Origin of the sequence: Nocardia vulneris (assembly GCF_001613425.1) — a bacterium.
GTDB classification, from domain to species: domain Bacteria; phylum Actinomycetota; class Actinomycetes; order Mycobacteriales; family Mycobacteriaceae; genus Nocardia; species Nocardia vulneris.
Genome location: NZ_BDCI01000017.1, coordinates 441,586 through 461,400, shown reverse-complemented (window position 1 = coordinate 461,400; position 19,815 = coordinate 441,586). Strand labels below are relative to the sequence as shown.

Annotated in this window: 15 protein-coding genes; 3 read left to right on the top strand and 12 right to left on the bottom strand. The window is 68.9% G+C overall.

Annotated elements, in window-relative coordinates:
• Position 1: 1 nt before the first annotated feature.
• The 3 genes from NVU01S_RS19800 to NVU01S_RS19790 are packed head-to-tail and all read right to left on the bottom strand — an operon-like array spanning position 2 to position 3,709.
• Positions 2-1,075, bottom strand: coding sequence for a DUF8320 family protein (locus NVU01S_RS19800; protein WP_052280619.1), 1,074 nt, complete (start codon positions 1,073-1,075; stop codon positions 2-4).
• Positions 1,065-2,312: an ATP-binding protein gene (locus NVU01S_RS19795; RefSeq protein WP_043670895.1), complete on the bottom strand. Its 1,248-nt coding sequence runs from the start codon at positions 2,310-2,312 to the stop codon at positions 1,065-1,067. The genes NVU01S_RS19800 and NVU01S_RS19795 overlap by 11 nt, the downstream gene beginning before the upstream one ends.
• On the bottom strand, positions 2,309-3,709 hold the full coding sequence (locus tag NVU01S_RS19790; RefSeq protein WP_156161585.1) for a cytochrome P450: 1,401 nt from the start codon (positions 3,707-3,709) through the stop codon (positions 2,309-2,311). Before NVU01S_RS19790 ends, NVU01S_RS19795 begins: the two co-directional genes overlap by 4 nt.
• A gap of 248 nt (positions 3,710-3,957) precedes the next feature.
• Between NVU01S_RS19790 and NVU01S_RS19785 the strand changes: the two genes are divergently transcribed.
• The 3 genes from NVU01S_RS19785 to NVU01S_RS19775 all read left to right on the top strand — a co-directional run bounded on the left by NVU01S_RS19785 (position 3,958) and on the right by NVU01S_RS19775 (position 8,096).
• Positions 3,958-5,286, top strand: coding sequence for a glycosyltransferase 87 family protein (locus NVU01S_RS19785; RefSeq protein WP_052280618.1), 1,329 nt, complete (start codon positions 3,958-3,960; stop codon positions 5,284-5,286).
• 72 nt (positions 5,287-5,358) lie between these two features.
• Positions 5,359-6,498, top strand: a complete 1,140-nt coding sequence (locus tag NVU01S_RS19780; RefSeq protein WP_156161584.1) for an alpha/beta hydrolase family protein — start codon at positions 5,359-5,361, stop codon at positions 6,496-6,498.
• Positions 6,499-6,722: 224 nt separating this feature from the next.
• Positions 6,723-8,096, top strand: a complete 1,374-nt coding sequence (locus NVU01S_RS19775; protein WP_043670886.1) for a serine hydrolase domain-containing protein — start codon at positions 6,723-6,725, stop codon at positions 8,094-8,096.
• A 33-nt stretch (positions 8,097-8,129) separates the two neighbouring features.
• On the opposite strand, the gene NVU01S_RS19770 is transcribed toward NVU01S_RS19775, so the two are convergent.
• The 9 genes from NVU01S_RS19770 to NVU01S_RS19730 form a co-directional block, all read right to left on the bottom strand.
• Positions 8,130-8,681, bottom strand: coding sequence for a hypothetical protein (locus NVU01S_RS19770; RefSeq protein WP_156161583.1), 552 nt, complete (start codon positions 8,679-8,681; stop codon positions 8,130-8,132).
• A gap of 540 nt (positions 8,682-9,221) precedes the next feature.
• Positions 9,222-9,983, bottom strand: coding sequence for a bestrophin-like domain (locus tag NVU01S_RS19765; protein ID WP_043670880.1), 762 nt, complete (start codon positions 9,981-9,983; stop codon positions 9,222-9,224).
• A 61-nt stretch (positions 9,984-10,044) separates the two neighbouring features.
• Entirely contained in the window at positions 10,045-11,115 is a 1,071-nt protein-coding gene (locus NVU01S_RS19760) for a polyprenyl synthetase family protein (RefSeq protein WP_043670877.1), read from the bottom strand.
• The gene (ispG, locus tag NVU01S_RS19755; RefSeq protein ID WP_043670874.1) at positions 11,112-12,236 is read right to left on the bottom strand and encodes a flavodoxin-dependent (E)-4-hydroxy-3-methylbut-2-enyl-diphosphate synthase; all 1,125 of its coding nucleotides are present in this window, start codon (positions 12,234-12,236) and stop codon (positions 11,112-11,114) included. The genes NVU01S_RS19760 and ispG overlap by 4 nt, the downstream gene beginning before the upstream one ends.
• Positions 12,233-13,213: a 4-hydroxy-3-methylbut-2-enyl diphosphate reductase gene (gene ispH / locus NVU01S_RS19750; protein WP_043670871.1), complete on the bottom strand. Its 981-nt coding sequence runs from the start codon at positions 13,211-13,213 to the stop codon at positions 12,233-12,235. The genes ispG and ispH overlap by 4 nt, the downstream gene beginning before the upstream one ends.
• Complete coding sequence (locus NVU01S_RS19745) at positions 13,210-15,477, bottom strand: terpene synthase family protein (protein WP_043670867.1); 2,268 nt, start codon at positions 15,475-15,477, stop codon at positions 13,210-13,212. The genes ispH and NVU01S_RS19745 overlap by 4 nt, the downstream gene beginning before the upstream one ends.
• An 11-nt stretch (positions 15,478-15,488) precedes the next feature.
• Complete coding sequence (locus tag NVU01S_RS19740; protein WP_052280617.1) at positions 15,489-16,514, bottom strand: polyprenyl synthetase family protein; 1,026 nt, start codon at positions 16,512-16,514, stop codon at positions 15,489-15,491.
• A 79-nt stretch (positions 16,515-16,593) separates the two neighbouring features.
• The gene (locus tag NVU01S_RS19735; protein ID WP_052280616.1) at positions 16,594-18,000 is read right to left on the bottom strand and encodes a family 2B encapsulin nanocompartment shell protein; all 1,407 of its coding nucleotides are present in this window, start codon (positions 17,998-18,000) and stop codon (positions 16,594-16,596) included.
• 326 nt (positions 18,001-18,326) lie between these two features.
• Complete coding sequence (locus NVU01S_RS19730) at positions 18,327-19,781, bottom strand: NAD-dependent succinate-semialdehyde dehydrogenase (protein ID WP_043670864.1); 1,455 nt, start codon at positions 19,779-19,781, stop codon at positions 18,327-18,329.
• Between the last annotated feature and the right edge of the window lie 34 nt (positions 19,782-19,815).

Genomic DNA, 19,815 nt, shown 5'->3' with positions numbered 1-19,815 from the left:
CTCAGTAGATGTGGCTGGGCAGCGGCACCTCTGCCGCCTGCGCACCCGCCGAACGGTCCAACGTGGCGGTAACCGTTCCGGCGCAGTCGATTTCGGTCCGGCGGTTGCGGTCGTCCGCGTCCACGAGCACGGTGGCCAGATTGCGGCGTCCCGGGGGCAGCACCCGGACCGTGACATGGCCGCGGTCGGTGTTGTCCAGTTCCTGAACGGCGATGTCGCGCACCAGATCACGCAGCGCGAGGGATGCGGTTTCCAAACCGCCGTCGTCGAGCAGCATCACCTCGACGCCACGGCGGCGCGCGGCGCGGGCCGCGGCGAGCACCTCGCTCGTCGACAATTGCGGTGCGCGCAACTCGTCCCGGAGTTCGGCTTCGAGCAGCCGGCATTCCTCGCGTTCCTCGGGCTGGAACGGGACCGCGCTGGCGATGCGTTCGAGCATCGGACGCGCGCGCAGGTCGAGCCGGTCGAGCTGGCGTTTACGCTCGGCCTTCTGCGCGTCGAGCCGGGCCCGATTCGCGGCGCGCGTGGTCGATTCGGCCTCGAGTTCGTGCAGTGAGCGCAGGGTGGGACGCATGATCGCGGCGAACGCGGCGGCGATGACGACATTGACCAGCGGCACCACCCCCTGCACGAACGCGGTCGACGCACCGCCCGCGGCGGCGACGACGGCGAGCCAGGTGGCCACGGTTCCCGCCCAGGCCAACAGGTTCCGGCCGCGCAGCACCAGCAGGGCGAGCGTGATGCCCGCGGTATATGCGGTCCACATGCTGGTGTGCGCGGCCAACTGCGCGGTGACCTGATCGCGCACGATCAGGGTGGCGACCGGCCCGGCGGCGGCGACCAGCAGGGCCGAGGAGGTGCGGATCGGCACGCCGGGGTCGAGCACGACGAGGACGGTACTCGCGGCGAGCAGTGCCGCGGCCAGGAAAAGCGTGAGGGACAGCGGTATTCCGGCCAGCCGCACGGAACGGATCATCACCGCGGCATCGGTGGCCAGCGCCACCACGATGATCGTCATCATGGTGGAGCGCTGCCCGCTGAGTAGCCGGCTCAGGTCGCCGTGGTCAGGCGTCATCAGGTGCGTCCCATTCCAATATGATCCGGGTTCCGGCGCCGGGTGCGGCGTCGATGACGGCGCGGCCGCCGACCTCACGCATCCGCTGCACGATGCTGACCGTGAGGCCGAGGCGGTTGGGCGCGACCGCGGCCGGATCGAATCCGGCGCCGTCGTCGGCGACGACCACGGTGAGGCCGCATTCCCGCGCCGCGATCGTGACGTCGCGGGTGATCGTGCGCTCCGGCACGTCCGCGTGCCGCACGCTGTTGCGCACGGCTTCCGCGGCGGCCTGCGCGAGGGCGCTCACCGCGGCCGAGTCGATGCGCAGTTCGCTCGCGCGCCGATCGTGGCGGACCTGCACGCGCAGTGAGGTTTCGGTGGCCGTGGTGACCTCGGTGGTGATCGTCTCGATAGCCTCGGCGCCGGTGCACAATTCGTTGATCCGCCCGATCGCGGCGAACTGGCCGAGCGCCTGTTCGGCCTGCCTGGCCAGCATCGTCGGGCAGCCGCCGCGGGAGGTGTCGAGCAGCGTGGCGAGCACCTTGTCGTGGATCACGCCCGCGAACAGCGCGCGCTCGCCGGCCCGCGCCTCCGCGGCCGCCGCGAGCGTGGCTTGCTGCTGGGCCCGCGTCCGCTCCAGGTCCAGCAGTTGGGCGGCGCGCCGCGTCATCCTGGTGATGTACACGAAGCCCACCGATATGCCGAAGATGCGCAGCCAGGTGAGGAAGAACTCGATCGAGCCGAGATCGTTCTTGACCTGACCGTTGGACCACGCGGCCAGCACCGCGACCACGAGCAGGTAGAGCGCCGTCACCGGGGTGCGCCAGACGACTGTGGCCGCGACCCCGCCCAGCGGCACCAGCCGATAGATCCATTCCACGTCGTTGGTGATCTGCCCGGAGGTCACCGCGAAACCGGACAGCCCGATCACCACGGCGAAAACCGTTGCGTGCGTGGCCGCGAGCACCCGGACCGCGGGGAACGGCACGAACAGCGTGGTGGCCGCCAGCACCAGCGCGGTGCCGAACACCCCGCACATGGCCACCACGGTCCACCACGGCGCGTAATGACGCGACTGCTCGGCGATCTCGGCGGCGTCCCCGATGCCGAAAATCCACGTGCCCGCGCCCAATGCGAAGGCGATGATGCGATCCACCCGTTCCCCCGCGGCCCGTGCGGGCGCGGTTCGTTGCCGCCAGCAATTCGGCAACAGGGCGCTCGCGCGGTACCGCAGGGCTTGCCGCAGCGAAGTCATCTGGAGTCTCTGGCTTCGGCCCCGGACAGCTGCCGGTTCGGCGCGGTAGTGCGAGGCAGATACGTGGTGCGGAGCCGGCGCTTGGGACGCAGATTGATGGTCAGCTTCATCCCGGGGTCGCCCGCTGTTCGCACGGTGCCGCCGTCGAGCAGCAGCGCGGTGAAGATCTGTCCCTCCAGCAGGGCGAGCGCGGAACCGACGCAGACGTGCTCACCCGCGCCGAAGGGCAAGTAGGACAGGCGTTCCCAGCTGCGGTCGGCCTCGGCGGCGAAGCGGTCCGGCCGGAACGCTTCGGGATCGGGATAGCGCGCGGCGGATCGGTGCATGACGTAGGGCGCGACGAAAACGATGGTGCCCGCGGCGATCTCGTGTGTGCCGAGGCGCGTGTCGCGCGCGGCTTCGCGCAGGAACGCGGGGGAGGGCGGATACAGCCGCATCGACTCCTTGAACACCTGCAGGCAGTACGGCAGCAGCGCGAGATCTTCCGCCGTCGGCAACGCGCCGCCGAGGACCCGGTCCACCTCGCCGCGTGCCCGGTCGGCGGCGACCGGATGGCGCGACAGCGCGTACGCGGTCCAGAACATGGCGTCGGCGCTGGTCTCGTGTGCCGCGGCCCAGAGGTTGATCACCTCGTCGATCACTCGCTCGGTGGGCATCGGTGCGCCGTCGCGGTCGCGCTGGGCGAGCAGCGCGGACACGATGTCCGCGCCCGGCTTGCGGCGCCGCGCGTCGACCATGGCGGTGGCCCAGTCGCGGACCACGCCGAGGTCGCGGATGAACGTGCGGTTGCGTTTCGTCGGAATGTTGAGCGGGGCCACGATCGGGCGCGACATCGCGCGCATCTCCCAGTCGAAGATGCGGTTGGCCGCGTCGAGCACCTCCCGGTAGGCCTCGATCGGCTCGTCCACCAGCAGTCCGGCGATGACGTCGTGCATCATCTCCTGCACGGCGGGCAGCAGATCCACCTCGCCCGCGGCCTGCCAGCGGCGCAGGTGCGGCTGCATGCGGGCGGCGATCACGTCGACGTATTTCGGTACGCGCCGCGCGGTGAACAGCGGCCCGACCAGCGCACGCTGGCTGCGATGTACCTCGCCCTCGGAAATGATCAAGCCTTCGCGCAATGCGGGCCACAGTGTGCCGGTCACCGCCCGCGCCCGGCGGTAGTCCGCGGCGCGCGAGACCAGCACCTCGTGGATCTCGGCGGGCCCGGTCACCAGCGCCGCGGGCCACAGGCCGATCTGGAAGCCCGCGACCGGGCCGTGCTCGTCCGCGAGCCGCCGCATCACGCCCAGCGGATCGCGGAACCATCGGATCGTGGTGCCCAGCCCGAGTACCCCGCCACGTCCGTGGTGCAGTCTTGCAGTTTCCCCTGTTTCCCCCGCCCGATCGTCATTCAACTGACGATTCCTCCCTGGCTCGTCACCGAAGTCTGACTCGATGGTCAGTCGATCGTTCGTTGTTCAGTTGTGGCTGCCTCTGCGCAGTCCTCTCTGCCGCATGTTATCGGCATCACGGCACGCCGTCGCGCCCGCAGAATTGGGGTCTGCCATAGCCGGGGCCGATGCTAGGATGACTTCACTTAGTTTAGCTAAGCATTTGCTGGTCTGCGTGTTGTGCCTCACCTGATGAAGGAAAAAACAACTCCATGGCTGTCGTCCTGCACACGGAAGAACAGCGCGGTACCGGTGTGGTCGAGGTGGTGAAACCTCGTGCCCCGCACACGTTCACGGTGCTCGCCGCTGCGCTCGTCTTCGCCTGCTGCTCTGTCGGTGCCTGGTTGGCCTTCGTGCGGCCGAACTGGGAGATGTACTGGCACCAGGTCGATCTTCAGGTCTACATGTGGGGCGGCTCGATGGCCGCGCTGCACCCCGAACTGCTGTACGACGGGCGCGGTCCGCTGGGCCTGCCCTTCCTCTATCCCGTCTTCGCCGCGTGGATCTGCGCGGAGCTGGCGCGCTTCCCGATCAACTATGTCGGGACCGGCATCACGCTGCTGACGCTGGGATCGCTCTGGGTCAGCGTGTGGAGCGCCGGTTTACTCCAGCGACGGCGACCCGGTGTCCGTTCGGTCGCGCTGGCGACCGCCGTGGCCGCCGCGGCGCTCTGGTTGGAGCCGGTCCAGCAGACGCTGCAGTTCGGTCAGCTCAGTGTGCTGCTCATGGCGTTCGTGCTCGCCGACCTGGCAATGCCCAAGAATCGTTGGTACCGCGGCATTCTCATCGGCCTGGCGACTGGGCTGAAGCTCACCCCCGCCGTCTTCGTCGTCTACCTGCTGATCACCCGGCAGTTCCGGGCGGCGGCCACCGCGTGCGCGGCCTTCGCCGCGACGGTCGCCATCGGGTTCTGGTATCGGCCCGCCCAGGCGTGGGAGTTCTGGACGACGACGATGACCTCGCAGAACCGCATCGGGTTCGCCTATGTGCAGAACCAATCGATCAACGGACTGTTCGGCCGGTTGCAATGGTCCACCTGGGACGACAGCACCGGTTCGCTGGTCTGTGCGGGGCTGCTGGGGCTGGCCGGCATCGCCGCCGCCCGCAGCGCCTACCTGCGCGGGGACGAACTGCTCGGCGCGCTGCTCGCGGCCACCGTGATGCTGCTGGCCTCGCCGATCTCGTGGACGCACTACTGGGTCTGGATCGTGCCCGCGCTGCTGTGGATCGGGCACGCGCTGCGGCATCGTCGCCGTGCCGTGCGGATCGCGGTGCCCGCGCTGATCTATCTGTTCGCCTTCGCCTGGCCGATGCGCGTCGACCGGGTCGGCTGGTGGGATCCGGATCTGCCGCTGCTCCCGCAGGGACTGGTCTGGTATGTCCCGCAGACCAACGGGCGCGAATTCCATTGGACGCTCACGCAATTCCTGCTCGGCGATTCGTACACCATCCTTGCCGTCGGCGCGCTGCTCGCGGCGATCGTCTGGCTGTACCGGCCGCGCGGCGCCCGATCGCGGGTGGTGGACAAGGACAGTGGGTAGTACGGCGGTACTGCGCGGGGCTCGCCCCGTGGCGTGAGGACCATCGGCGCGGTGCTGGATAGCGTCGCGGATATGCGTTCACTGCTCGTGCCTCTGTTCGGTGTCGTCCTTCTGTTCGGTGTCGTCGTCGTCGCGTCCGGCTGTACCGCGGCGACCGAATCGGGTGGGGGAGTGCGGAGTTCGGCGCTGTCGATCTCGTTCGGCGATTTCGTCGCCGACGCGGAGCTGATGGTCCCCGGCACGGAACCGGCGCCGTTGGTGGTGCTCGTCGGCGGTTCCGGGCCGGAGGACAGGAACGGCGACGATGCCGGCGAGGGCGGCACCTCGCGCGGACACCTGTTCGCCGATATCGCGCGCGCCCTGGCCGATCAGGGGTTCGCGACGTTGCGCTACAACAAGCACTACGTGCACGGCATCGGCGATATCGACCCGCGTTTCGGCACCGAGCTCACGATGCCGCAGCTGGTGACCGATGTGCACAGCGCGGTCGCGGCCGGGATACGCGATCCGCGGATCGACCCGGAGCGGATCTATCTCCTCGGCTGGAGCGAAGGCACCACCGTGGTGGCCGCCGCCGCGCCCGGCCTGCCGAACGTGCGCGGAGTGATACTGCTGGGGGCAGTGGGCATTCCGTGGCGGGACGGGCTGATCGCACAGTGGGAGCGCGTGGTGATTCCCTACCTGCGCGACTACGCGGTCGACGGATCGGTCGGCGTCGCGGAACTCGACCGGGCCTGGCGCGCCGGCCCCGGAGTCGTCGTGCACGAATTGCTCGGCCTGCTCGGCGCGGGTACACCGGCCATCGAATCGGCCTTCGACCCGGACGGCAACGGCCGAATCGACCTCACCACCGAACTGCCCTCCGCCGCAGTATCTTTCATCGACGCCCAACTCGACGGCGGCATCTTCCGCCTCTACGGCTCCGCCTCCACCCTGCCCGACGTCGCCGCACAGGCCGCCGCGCTACGCAACATCCCCGTACTCACCATGCACGGCGAACAAGACAGCAACATCCCACTGTCCGCCGCCACCCGAATCGACCAGGCCCTCGCCGCCCACGCCAACCCCGACCACACCCTGCTCACCTACCCCGCCACCGGCCATTCCCTGGGCCCCGCCCCAGATCCAGCCCACGACCCTCTCGCCCCCATCCACTCCCGCCCCCTGACCGACCTCACCAATTGGCTACGGGCGCACCAGCCCACCACGTGATCGCGCCGCGTGTGCGGGTCGAAGCGGCGCCCTCGACGCCGACCTATGACGGCGCGGAGTACGCCGACCTCGCATGGGTTGCGGGGCGCGAGCCCGTTGCGGGGGCGGGCCGGGCGGCATCCTCGGCGCTACTCTGGGGTCGGCCTACTGCGGGGCGGATCGTGCGGAGTTGCCGTGCCCGGGTCGGTCGGGCTGATTACCGAGCGTGTGAAGGGAAGTCGTAGATGCTGTTGCCATCGACCGAACGGGCGTTGCTGCATCGGGTTGCCGTCGAGCAGGCCGAGTACCGGGTGCCCTCGCTGATCGCCGCCGTCGTGCGAGACGGGCAACTGGTGTGGTCGGGGGCCAGGGGGCGGGTCGGTGCGAGCGCGCCGACCATCGACACCCAGTACCGCATCGGCTCGATCACCAAGTCGATGGTGGCCACCATGGTGCTGCGTCTGCGCGACGAGGGCAAGCTCGACCTGGCCGACCCGGTGGCCAAGCATGTGCCCGGCGCGCCGGTCGGGGATCGAACTGTGGCCCAACTGCTTTCGCATACCGCAGGACTGCGCGCCGAATCGCCCGGCGACTGGTGGGAGCGCACCGCGGGCCCGCAATGGGCCGAACTCGCGGACAGCTTGGACGTCGACGCGGGCAGCAAGGCGCTGCTGCATCGCGCCGGCCGGCGGTTCCACTACTCGAACGTCGGCTTCGCCGCGCTCGGCGAACTGGTCGCCCGGGTGCGCGGGCAGAGCTGGTTCGCGGCCTTGCGCGCCGAAGTCCTTGCCCCGCTGGGCATGGACCGCACCACCGCCGCACCCGTGGCCCCGCACGCCACCGGCGCGGCCGTGCACCCGTGGGCCGACGTGGTGCTGACCGAGCCGTCCCACGACAACGGAGCGATGGGCGCGGCCGGCCAACTGTGGTCCACGGTAAGCGATCTGGCGCGCTGGGCCGCGTTCGTCGGCGGCGACACCGGCGACGTGCTCGCCGCCGACACGCTCGAGGAGATGCGTGCCCCCGCCACGGTCGAGGACGGCGACGAATGGAATTCCGGCTACGGACTCGGCTTCCAGTTGCAGCGCCACGACGGCCGCCGGCTGGCCGGGCACACCGGAGCCATGCCCGGCTTCATCTCCACCGTCTGGGCCGACCCCAAAGACCGCACAGGCGTGCTGTTCCTGTGCAACACCACCTACGGCGGCATCCGGGGCAAACTGGCCACCGGCCTGCTCGACATCCTGGCCGAGCACGAACCCACGTTGCCCGAAGAATGGCTCCCCGCCACCGCAGTGGACCCGAACCTGTTGGCGCTCACCGGAACCTGGTACTGGGGCACCGCCTCCCTCGCCCTGCGCCTGCGCGCCGACGGCCACCTCGAACTCACCGCCCTCGCCCACGGCGGCCGCGAATCCCGCTTCCGCCCCGAACCCGACGGCTCCTGGACCGGCCTGGACGGCTACTACGCCGGCGAACGCCTCGACATCATCCGCGACCCCCAAGGCACCCCCCAACGCCTCGAACTCGTCAGCTACATCCTCACCCGCGCCCCCTACGAACCCGCCGCCCCCATCCCCGGCGGCGTCGACCCAGCAGGCTGGCAAACCCGGGACTAGCCCGAACGGAAGGAATCCCAGGAAACACGGCGGCTAGTCGTGCTTGTGCCTGCGAGTGTAGGTGGCACCGGTGCGGACGGTGCCGATGACGACGACCAGCATGACCGTGACGAGTTGCAGCATGTTCCAGGCGACCGGGTCGCCGGCGGGGGGGACCGCTTCGCGGTGAAGTGAGGGCGGGGATAGGACCGGCTGCTGGCGGGGGAGGGGTGGGGAGATCGGTGGGGCTTCGAGGATGTCGGGGAACTGGGTCGGCAGAATCGGGGCCGCGACGGCGGGCGGAGTGAGATCCAAGGGGAGGCCGGGGAACGGCGGCAACTCCTGTGGCCAGAGCAGGCAGGCCAGCCCACTGCCGGTCATGGCGCTGCCGACCGCCGCGCTGCCCACCGCGGCGCTCCCGACCGCGGCACTGCCCACGCCGGCGCTACCCACGGCGCTGCCGAGTCCGGACAAACTGGAGCCGAGGCTGGAGCCGACGCCGCGACCGCTGCCGGTGAGGATGCCCGCCACGATCAACGACAGCCCCGCCACAGCGCTGCCCGCGCACGCGGTTCGCACCGTGTCGGAATCCAGATCCGGTGGCACGAGCGGAGTCTCGGCGACCGGAGGCGCCGCGGCCGGTTCCGGAAGCGCGAGTTCCATACCGACGGCGGGTTCGACCTCGCTACCGGAAACCTCCGTTCCGGCACTGCCCGTTCCGGCACTGCCGCTATGCGGCAATCCTGCAGCCGGTGCCGGTCCGAGACTCAATTCGGTACCGACAGAGGCGCTTCCGGTCGCGATGCCGTCAGGGCTCGCACTGCCCGGTCCCTGGCTCGGAGACGAACTGCCGGTGTCCCACCCGGGAGACGCACTGTTCGAGTCCGGCCCCGACGACGCAGTGCTCGAGTCCGGCTCGGAGGGGATGCTGTCAGCTCCTGGAACGGACGACGCACTGCCCGTGACGATCTCGCCGAGTGGCGGCCAAATATCGGTGTGCGGGTCGGCGGACACTACAGGGTGTCCGGTCAGTAGGGCGAAGGCAACCGGCACTACGGCGAGTCCTTTTGTAGCCCTGCGTGTTCGAGGTACATCAGGATCCAGCGACATATGCAGACATCCATCTTTCGTGACTGGCCGGGGCCGCTAGGTGATGTGCTGGAAGCGGGCCAGCGCCAGTTCGAAAGCGTCCTTGGAGACGACGTTTCCGCCGGCGAACGGCCGGTCGAGCCGGTAGATCGCCAGGATCGCCGCGCCGATCACGACGCCCAGCAGCGCCGTCATCGCCACGCTGCGCGCGCTCACCTCGACGCCGGCCAGCACCGAACTGCACAGCAGCAGGATCGTGCCGAACCACAATGCGCCGTAGAGGAATCCGGGCATGCCCAGCTGTGCATCGAGAGCACGGTCGTGCCGTGCCTGGCCCGCCGCGTCCAGTGCCGCCAACGCGATCTCGCGCTGATCGGTGACCGCGGTATCCTCGGACTGGACGGCGAGCACGGTATCGCGCAGGGTGTCGAGGATGTCCTGGGTGCCCTGATCGAGGCGACGGTCCCGGTCCATCACCGCCCATTCGGTGGTGACCACCTGTTCGGTGTATTCGCGCACCAGCCCTTGGATTTCGCTGTGTGCGGGTTCGGGCATCGCGTGCGCCGCCGAGTACACGTCGACCAGCGACTTCGATTCGGCGACGGTGTGATTGTGCGCGTTGTCGAATTGCTGCCAGCAGATCACCACCACGAACGCGGCGACCGCCATGAACAGCGTGCTGATCAGCTCGAGCGTCACCGACCCGGAGTCCCCGTTCTCCGGCTTGCGCCACACCAGCGCGCGCAATCGTGCGCCGACGACGAAGACGAGTACCGCGATCACCCCGACGGCGAGCGGTACGCCGATCTCTTCGATCATGACAGGGCTCCGATTCTTCTGGGCACCAACGGTGCGCGGCATTCTGTGGGCATGACGCGCCCTATCCGGTGCGGGCGATCGCGTCGTCCGCGAGGTGCTGCAATGTCCGGATCACCGCGAGGGGGATCGGTGCCTGCTCGAGCGCCTGATACGCCTGCTCGGACCTGGTGCGGATCATGCCCTCGACCCGCGCGAGCGCTGTCGCGCAGAGGATTTCGCGACATTCGGCAGCCTGCTGCTCGTCGAGCGACGGATCACCGAGCATCGCGGACAACCGTGCGGACTGCTCGGGGTCCGCGTGCGTGAACGCCAGCGCGACCAGCGCGGTGTGCTTGCCCTCGCGCAGATCCTCGATATTGGATTTGCCGGTCCGCGCCGGATCGCCGTAGACGCCGAGCAGATCGTCCCGGAGCTGGAACGCCTCGCCGAGCGGCCGGGCGTACGCGGCCAGCGCCGCGGGAATGCCGGGCGCGGGATCGGCGAGCAGCGCGCCCAGGACCAGTGGGCGCTCGCAGGTGTAGGACGCCGTCTTGTACCGGATGATGTCGAGCGCGCGGTCGAGGTCGCCGGAGGGGCACGCGGTGGTGAGCAGATCGAGATACTGGCCGTACATGACGTCGGCGCGCATCCCGTCGAGCACCTCGAGCGCGGTGCGCAGTTGCCGCCCGGTCAGTCGCGCGGTGTGCAGCAGCTCCGCGGACCAGACCATGGCCAGATCGCCGAGGACGATCGCGGCGTGCCTGCCGAACCGTGCCGGGTCGCGGCGCTCGGGATGCAGCGCGGTCAGCGCGCGGTGCACCGTGGGGTGGTCGCGACGGGTATCGCTGTTGTCGATGATGTCGTCGTGGATCAGCACCGCCGCATGGAACAGTTCGAGCGCGGCGGCGACCTGGATCACCGGCTGTGGCACCGGTGTCGCGCCGTGCGCGGCATGCCAGCCGAGCACGCAGAGCAGCGGGCGAATCCGCTTGCCGCCCGCGAACAGGAACGCGCGCAGCGTGTCGGTGATCTCCCCGGGCAGCGTCGGATCGGCGCTCGCCTTGCCGCGCAGGAATCGGTCCAGCACACCGTCGACTCTGATCCGGGTCGCGGCCAGATCGACGGGTGCCTGCTCGACCCGGGTGGTCGTCATGAGATCCCTTCCGCCGGTGTGTGTTCGAGGTGCTGGGTGAGCGCGACCGCCTCGGCCACCAGCGTTTCGACGATCTGACTCTCCGGAACCGTGCGAATGACCTTGCCCCGCACGAAGATCTGCCCTTTCCCATTGCCGGAGGAGACGCCGAGGTCGGCCTCGCGCGCCTCGCCCGGCCCGTTCACGACGCAGCCCATCACCGCGACGCGCAGCGGGTGCGGGAAACCGTCGAAGGCCGCCTCCACCTCGGCGGCCAGCCGATGGATATCGACCTGCAATCGGCCGCAGCCCGGGCAGGAGACGATCTCGAGCTTGCGCGGCCGCAGCCCGAGCGATTGCAGGATGTGACAGCCCGCCTTCACCTGCTCGACCGGCGGCGCGGAGATCGAGACCCGGATGGTGTCGCCGATCCCCTCGCCGAGCAGGATCGCGAAGGCGACCGCCGACTTGATGGTGCCCTGGAACAGCGGCCCCGCCTCGGTGACCCCGAGGTGCAGCGGATAGTCACAGCGTTGCGCGAGTAGCCGATTCGCCGCGATCATGGTGCGCGGATCGTGGTGTTTGACCGCGATCTTGAGATCGGTGAATCCGTGCTCCTCGAACAGCGCCGCCTCGTGCAGCGCGGATTCCGCGAGCGCGGCCGCGGTCGCCGAGCCGTGTTTGGCGAGCACCCGCGGGTCGAGCGAGCCCGCGTTCACGCCGACCCGGATCGGAATGCCCGCCGCGCTCGCGGCGGTGGCGATCTCACCGACCCGATCGTCGAATTGCTTGATATTGCCGGGATTCACGCGCACCGCGGCACATCCCGCGTCGATCGCGGCGAAGACGTAGCGCGGCTGGAAGTGGATGTCGGCGATCACCGGCAGCGGCGAGCGGGCGACGATGGCGGGTAGCGCGGCCGCGTCGTCCGGGGTGGGCACGGCGACCCGGACGATATCGCAGCCCGCCGCCGTCACGGCCGCGATCTGCTGCAGGGTGGCGTCGACGTCCGCGGTGCGCGTGGTGGTCATGGTCTGCACGGAGACGGGTGCACCGCCGCCGACCGGGACGCCGCCGATGTTCAACCGGCGGCTGCGCGCACGCGTGCGCACAGCGGGCAGGCCGAGTTCCTCGATCGTCATGGCTGTCCCTCCGGCACGGCGAGATGGCGGACGGTGGCGGGCACGGCGAAGAAGAGATCCTCGGTCGCGGTGACGTTTTCCTGCACCGTGACCGGTCCCCAGGCGCACAGTGCCGCGATCACCGCGGTGACCAGCGCGGCCGGGGCGGACGCTCCGGCGGACAGGCCGATCGTGGTCGCCGTGGCGAGCCATTCGGACGAGATCTTCGAAGCGTCCTCGATGAGATAGGCGGGGACGCCGCGGCGGCGGGCCACGTCGACCATGCGCTGCGAATTGGACGAGTTGGCCGAGCCGACGACGAGCACCAGGTCGCTGCGTTCGGCGATCGCCTCCACCGCGTGCTGGCGATTGGTGCTCGCGTAACAGATATCGGCCGCGGCCGGGCCGTGCAGCTGAGGAAACCGTTGGCGCAGTGCGTTGATCGTCTGCTGCGTCTCCTCGACCGACAGCGTGGTCTGGGTCAGATAGGCGACCTTGCTCTCGTCCGGCACCTGCAGCGCCGCAGCCTGCTCGGGGCTTTCGATCACCACGGTGGAACCGGGGGACTCGCCCGCGGTGCCCTCGACCTCCTCGTGGCCGGCGTGCCCGATCAGCACGATGGTGTACCCGCGTGCCGCGAAACGCCGTGCCTCGGCGTGCACCTTGGTCACCAACGGACACGTCGCGTCGACCACCCGCAGATCACGTCGCGCGGCCTGGGTGCGGACGGCGGGCGAGACGCCGTGCGCGGAGAACACGACCGTCGCGCCGATCGGCACCTCGTCCAGCTCTTCGACGAAAATCGCACCGCGAGAGGCCAATTCGGCAACAACGTGAGTGTTGTGCACGATCTGCTTGCGCACGTAGATCGGCCCCTGCCGGTCGGGATCGGCGAGCAGTCGTTCCACGGTGTCGATGGCCCGATCGACACCGGCGCAGAAGGACCGTGGCGCGGCGAGCAGTATCGTCCGCGGCCGCCAGCAACTTTCGGCGGTCATGGCGTCACCTGCAACGCGCGGTCGAGCCGGGTGGCACTGGTGCCGAGGCCGGTCGGCCGTAGATAGCCCGGGTCGGGCCGGACCTCGTCGACTGCCTCGTCCAGAGCCGCTGCCCCATAGCGTTCTTCGAGCTGCTGCTCCCGATAGCGGGGAGATGCCGCATGCCAGTTCAGGATTCCGGCCATCCAGTCCTGGAGTTCCTCCGCGCGCCGGTCGATGGCGGCACGGATCTCGGGCGCGAGGTCGTATTCCGCGTACAGGGCGGGCAATTCGCTGCCGACGATCCGCTCGAACTGGTGCAACCGCGCGGTCAAGAGATCGTGCACGGCCGTGACGGCGGTCCCGGTGTCGCAGTCGAGGAAGTTCCGCAGCACCCGCACGGCGTTGTGGAAATCGCCCTCGTACCGGGTTTCCTTGTGATACGAGTACAGATCGTTCAGCAGCGTGCAGACATCGGTCGCGGTGTGCTCCAGATCCATCAGGGTCTGCGTCCGATAGACCTCGGGCGCGATCAGTTCCGCGCGCGAGATCCGGGCCAGCGCGATCGTGAGATCGGCACCGAAGGTGCGCCTGCGCATCTCCACGTAATCGACCGGATCGGGTATCCGATTGGTGATGTCGTTGACCACCTCCCATTCCGACGCATCGAGGAAAACCTCGACCGCACGGCGGAATTCGGCCTTCTGGTCGTCGGGCAACTTCGCCGTGGCGCGGGTCCACAGCGCCGCGAGCCCGCGTTCCATCGCATTGGTCGCCGGTGTCGGCGTGTCGTCGTCGGCCGGCATGCACGCCCGCAGCCGGGCACTTTGCTCCTTTGCTCCGGCGAGGTCTTTGCGCTGCGCGAAAACCTGTGGGTAGTAGTCGTCCACGAAGGTCCCCCAGGCCAGCCACGAGGCCGACATATCCACTTCCGCGGCGGTCGCATCGGGGTCGATGCCCGCCGCGCACAGCGCGAAGTCGAACTCCGCCAGGTCTTTCGGGCGCCAGAGCGGACGCCCGCCGAACTCGGGCAGCGGGTCGTGGAAGCCGATCCCCGCGCCCCAGTCGAGCAGATTCGCCTGTGCGCCCGCCAGATGCGGACTCAGCTGGAGCTGATACGGCATCGGGATCTCCGGAAACTCGAGCGGTTCGGTCAATTCCTGCCGTGGGTGCACGAAGCTGCGCAGCCGCCCCGGCTCCAGCACCACGGTGGGGGCGAACAGATACACCGCGGCACTGCCGAGACCGGCGGGTTTGAACAGCCTGCGCAGCGGATCGCCGTCCGCGGCCGGGCCTTTGTTCATGTACCGGCTCGATCGCATGTGCCATTCGTGGCCGCCCGATTGCCAGTCCTGCAAGCCTTTCGCGTAGGCCAGCACGGCGGCCTGCTCGTCCGCGCCCACGGCCTGCTCGGCGAACAGCACGGGCAGCTCGGTCACCGCGGTGTGCTCGAACTGTTGCAGGCGGGAGGTCAGCAGGTTGTTCACGACCTCGGCGCTGCGCTGGGTCTCGTAGCCGAAGAACTGTTCCACCACCAGGATTCCGTTGGCGTTCTCGCCTTCCTGCCGCACCTCCCGCTCATAGGAGAAGATGTCGTTGCGCAGGTGCACGGCGTCGGCGAAGGTGTCGCGCAACACCTCCAGCGGCCGGGTGGTGGCCAGCTCGGCCGGGATCTGCGCGCCGACGGCGTGCTCGACCAGATTGGCCGACCACGGCGCGCCGCCGACTTTGCGCCGCATCTCGATGTATTCGATCGGGTTCGCGATCCGCCCCTCGGCGATGTTGGCCAGTTCCCACCGCGATTCCTCCAGCAGCGCGGTGGTGGTCGCGGCGAACCGGGTCCGCCAGTCCATCGACATCGCGGGCACCGTGCGCGCCCACAGGTCGGCCAAGCCGCGCTCGACCGGATTGGTCGGCTCCGGCAGCGGCCCGCCGGCCAGCGGCATGAAGTCCCGCAGCCGATCCAGGTATTCTTTGGCGCCCTTGGTGTCTCGGGTGCGCTTGAACAGTTCGAGAAAGTGGTCGTCGAAATAGAACACCCACACGTACCAGTCGGTGATGAGATCCAGTTCCCGGCTGTCGCAATCGGGGTGGGTGTACGCGCACAGCAGGCCGTAGTCGTGCCGTTCGAGATCGCTCTCACTCCAGATGTGATGTCCCGCTGCGTCTTCGAAGAAGCCCATCGACTCGGCCCACACCCTGGTGTGCGCGCGGGCGCCGTCGACGTGCGGGTTGAGCCGGGCCGGATACGGCATGTAGAAGTCGGGGAGTTCGAAGGGCTGCACGTCGCTTCCTTTCAGCGGTCTCGATGGGAAACCAGGTGCGCCAACGCCATCAGGTCCGCGGCGGCGGCCGGGTCGGCCAGGGCCGCGATGGCGGCCCGCATCCGGCGCTCGGCCAGCCGCTGGGTCCAGCGCCGGCCGCCGGCCGATTCGACCAGCGCCGCGGCCCTGGCGGTGTCCATCGCTGCGGTGGCAGGGGAGGGCCGGTACATGCGCGCCAGCTCGGCGGCCGCCGCGGTGCCCGAGCCGAGCGCCGAGACCACCGGCAGCGACATGCTGTGGCGGGCAAGGTCGCTCGCGGGTTTCCCGGTGACCGCCGGGTCACCCCAGATGCCGATCAGATCGTCGACGAACTGGAAGGCCATCCCGAGTTCGCGGCCGAACGTCTCCATGGCCGCCACCGTCGTCCGATCGGCCTGTGCGCACAGTGCCCCGAGCACGCAGGCGCACCCCATGAGGGCGCCGGTTTTCCCCATGACCATGCGGGTGTACTCGTCCAACCCCGCCCGGCCGCCCGCGCCCAGACGACAGTCCTCGTGCTGGCCACGGCACATCTCGATAATCGCCATTTCGAGTGCGGCGAGCGCCGCCGTTGCCGTGGCCCCGGGTAGCCCGGCCACCAGAACCCTTGCCGCGAGGGCGTGTAGCGCGTCGCCGAGCAGGATCGCATCGGCGTTGCCCCACACCTTCCAGACGGCGGGCCGCCCACGCCTGACTTCGTCGCCATCCATGACGTCGTCGTGCAGGAGCGTGAAATTGTGCACGAGTTCCACCGCCGCGGCCGCGGCCAGCGCGGCGTGCGCGGTGCTGCCGCACGCGATCGCCGTACAGACCGTGAGCGCGGGCCGCAGCGCCTTTCCGAGGGGCTGCGGCGTCGGGCTGCCGTCGGCGTCCCACCAGCCGAAGTGATAGCCGCCCATGTGATCCAGCGGTGCGGGCAGGGTGCCCACCGCCTCGCGCAGCAGTGGCTCGCACAGCCCGCGGACATTCGTCAGAATCTCCGTGGCCGTGCGACCCGCCGCCGACGTGCTCTCGACCATCGGTCCACCCACCTCCCCCTATCGGGTCGTGACGCGGGGGACGGCTGGTCCACCCGCCGGGAACGGTGCTGTGCGACGGTCAGTCGGTGGGCCGGGCGACCAGGACGTTGTCCAGCGCGCCGAGCGCGTCGGGCACCAGCACGGCAGCGGAGTAGTAGCAGCTGACCAGGTACGAGATGATCGATTGATCATCGATCCCCTTGAACCGGACGTTGAGGCTGGGCTCGTATTCGTCCGGCAGCCCGGTCTGGTGCAGGCCGATGACACCCTGGTCTTTCTCGCCGGTGCGCATGGCCAGGATCGAGGTGGTGGCGGTGTCGCTGACCGGGATCTTGCTGCACGGGAAGATCGGCACCCCGCGCCAGGCGGGTACGCGGTGGCCGTCCACGTCGACGGGGTCGGGATACAGGCCGCGTTTGCTGCATTCGCGTCCGAAGGCGGCGATGGCTTTCGGGTGTGCGAGAAAGAGTTTCGTGCTGCGGCGCATGCTGAGCAGTTCGTCCATGTCGTCCGGGGTGGGCGGGCCGGATTCGGTGTAGATGCGCTGTTTGAGATCGCAGTTGTGCAGCAGGCCGAAGTCGGCGTTGTTGAGCAGATCGTATTCGCGGCGTTCGTAGAGCGCCTCGATGGTGAGCCGCAACTGCTGCTGGGTCTGGTTCATCGGATCGTTGAACAGGTCGGCGACCCTGGTGTGCACGCGCAGCACGCTCTGCGCCAGGCTCAGTTCGTATTCGCGGGGGCTGGCGTCGTAATCGACGAAGGTGCCGAGCAATTCGGGCTCACCGCTGTGCCCGGACGAGATCTCGATCGCGGCCTCGCCCTGTTTGTTCTGCGGCCGTGACGAGGCGTCGGCGACCCGGGCGAGGTGTTCGCGCAGCGCGGGCGCGTTGTCGAGTATTTCCTCCAGCGCCGGCCGGCTCAGCACCAGCATCGTGGTTTTGGTTTGCGTCTTGACGGTGACCGGCCAAATGGCGGAAGAGTCCGTGAGGCTCTGATCGCCGAAGAAATTGCCACCGGCCAGCATACCGAGGAGTGTGTTTTCACCGTATTCGCCGGAGCCGAGCTTGCTCAATTTTCCGTGCACGATCAGCATGACCTGATTCATCGGATTGCCGAATTCGGCTACCACGCTGCCGGGTTCGAATTCGCGCTGTTCGAACCGGCGGGCCAGTGCGCGCAGCACGTCCTCATCGGTGAAGTCGTGCAGTGCGGGCAGTTCACACAGTTCCAGCGGGATCACCTTGGCGGTGGAGCCGTCCACGGCGAACTCGACCTCGCCGTTGCCCACGGTGTGCGTGAGGCGCCGGTTGACCCGGTACACACCGCCGTTGACCTGCGTCCATGGCAGCATGCGGGTGAGCCAGCGCGAGGTGATACCCTGCATCTGGGGTTCGGACTTGGTGGTGGTCGACAACTGGTGTGCGGCAGTGGTACTGAGACTCCTGCGCACGGTCGTCTCGGTATGTGCGGACATTTCCATTGTCATGGCTGATCCTCACCTAGAAATTGTCCCGGGACGTTCGATAGTGGAGCGTTCGAGTCCTCGGATTATTCACAACGGACCGGCAACCGGCGTGCGAGCCGGTCACGAACTGGGTTTGAACACAGGTGAATCTGGTTACCCGACAGTGTGTTTCGAACAGCTCAGATCGTATGCCCGCTAACTCCCCGCGCGCAGCAGAATTATCAATATTTACCTTTTAATTCGGATGGTAACGACACGAATTCGATTGGGCAACAAGGAATAACGTTCCGCTGCCCAGTCGGTGAAAGTGCGACGGGCGGCCCGCGCGTGGGTTATATTCCCCGCGGTTACGGCAGCGCGAGATAGGTGGTTTCGAGGTACTCCTCGATGCCTTCGGTGCCCGCTTCCCGGCCGAGGCCGGATTCCTTGACGCCGCCGAACGGCGCGGCCACATCGGAGACGACGCCGCGATTGATGCCGACCATGCCGGCTTCGAGACGCTCGGCGACCCGCAGCGCACGATCCAGGTCGGTGGTGTAAAGGTATGCGGCCAAGCCATATTCGGTGTCATTGGCGGCGGCGATCGCGGCGTCCTCGTCGGCGAATCCGGTGATCGCGGCGACCGGGCCGAACACCTCCTCGCGCAGGATGCGGGCGGTGGGCGGCACTTCGGACAGTACGGTCGGCGCGTAGAAGTAGCCTGCGCCGGGCAGGCTCGCGCCCCCGGTCGCCACCTGCGCGCCCTTGTCCGTCGCGTCCTGGACCAGCTCGGACACGGTGCCGCGCTGTTTCGCGCTGATCAACGGCCCGACTTGGACTCCGTCCGAGTCGCCCGCGCCGATCTTCAATGCCCGCATGCGGTCGGTCAGCTTCGCGGTGAACTCCGCGCGCACCGCGTCCGCGACCAGGAAGCGATTGGCTGCTGTGCAGGCCTCGCCGGTGTTGCGCATTTTCGCGGCCATGGCGCCGGCCACCGCGGCGTCGATATCGGCGTCGGCGAACACCAGGAACGGCGCGTTGCCACCGAGCTCCATCGAGGTGCGCAGCACGCGCGAAGATGATTGCGCCAGTAGGCGTTTGCCGACAGCCGTGGATCCGGTGAAGGTCACTTTGCGGAGCCGGTCGTCGCGGAACATCGGATCGGTGAGCCGGGCCGCGTCGCTCGTCGGCACGATCGACAGCACGCCCGCGGGCAACCCCGCGTCGGCGAAGACCTGCCCGAGCAGCAGCATGGTCAGCGGTGTCTCCGCGGCCGGTTTGAGCACCATCGTGCAGCCCGCGGCGAGCGCGGGCGCGATCTTCCGGGTACCCATCGCCAGCGGGAAGTTCCACGGGGTGATGGCCAGGGTCGGGCCGACCGGCCGCTTGGTGACCAGGATGCGTCCGGTGCCGGTGGGGGAGTGCGTGTATCGGCCGTGTACGCGCACGGCCTCCTCGGCGAACCAGCGCAGGAACTCCGCGCCGTAGGTGAGCTCGCCGTAGCTCTCGGCCAGCGGTTTGCCCATCTCCAGGGTCATCACCAGGGCGAAGTCGTCACGTCGTGCGATCACGAGTTCCCAAGCGCGGCGCAAGATCTCGGCCCGCTCGCGTGACGGTGTGCGGGCCCACCCCGCCTGCGCGGCGGCGGCCGCATCGAGCGCGCGGGCGCCGTCGGCGGCCGTGGCGTCGGCGACCTCGAGCAGGGTCGCGCCGGTGGCCGGATTCTCGACGGAAAAGGTGCGGCCGTCGCTCGCGGGTTCCGCGGTGCCGCCGATCCACAGTCCGGTCGGCAGCGCGGCGAGCAGGTCGGGCACGGCACGCATCGTCGGGTACTCCTCGTTCTCGGCCTTCGAGCAC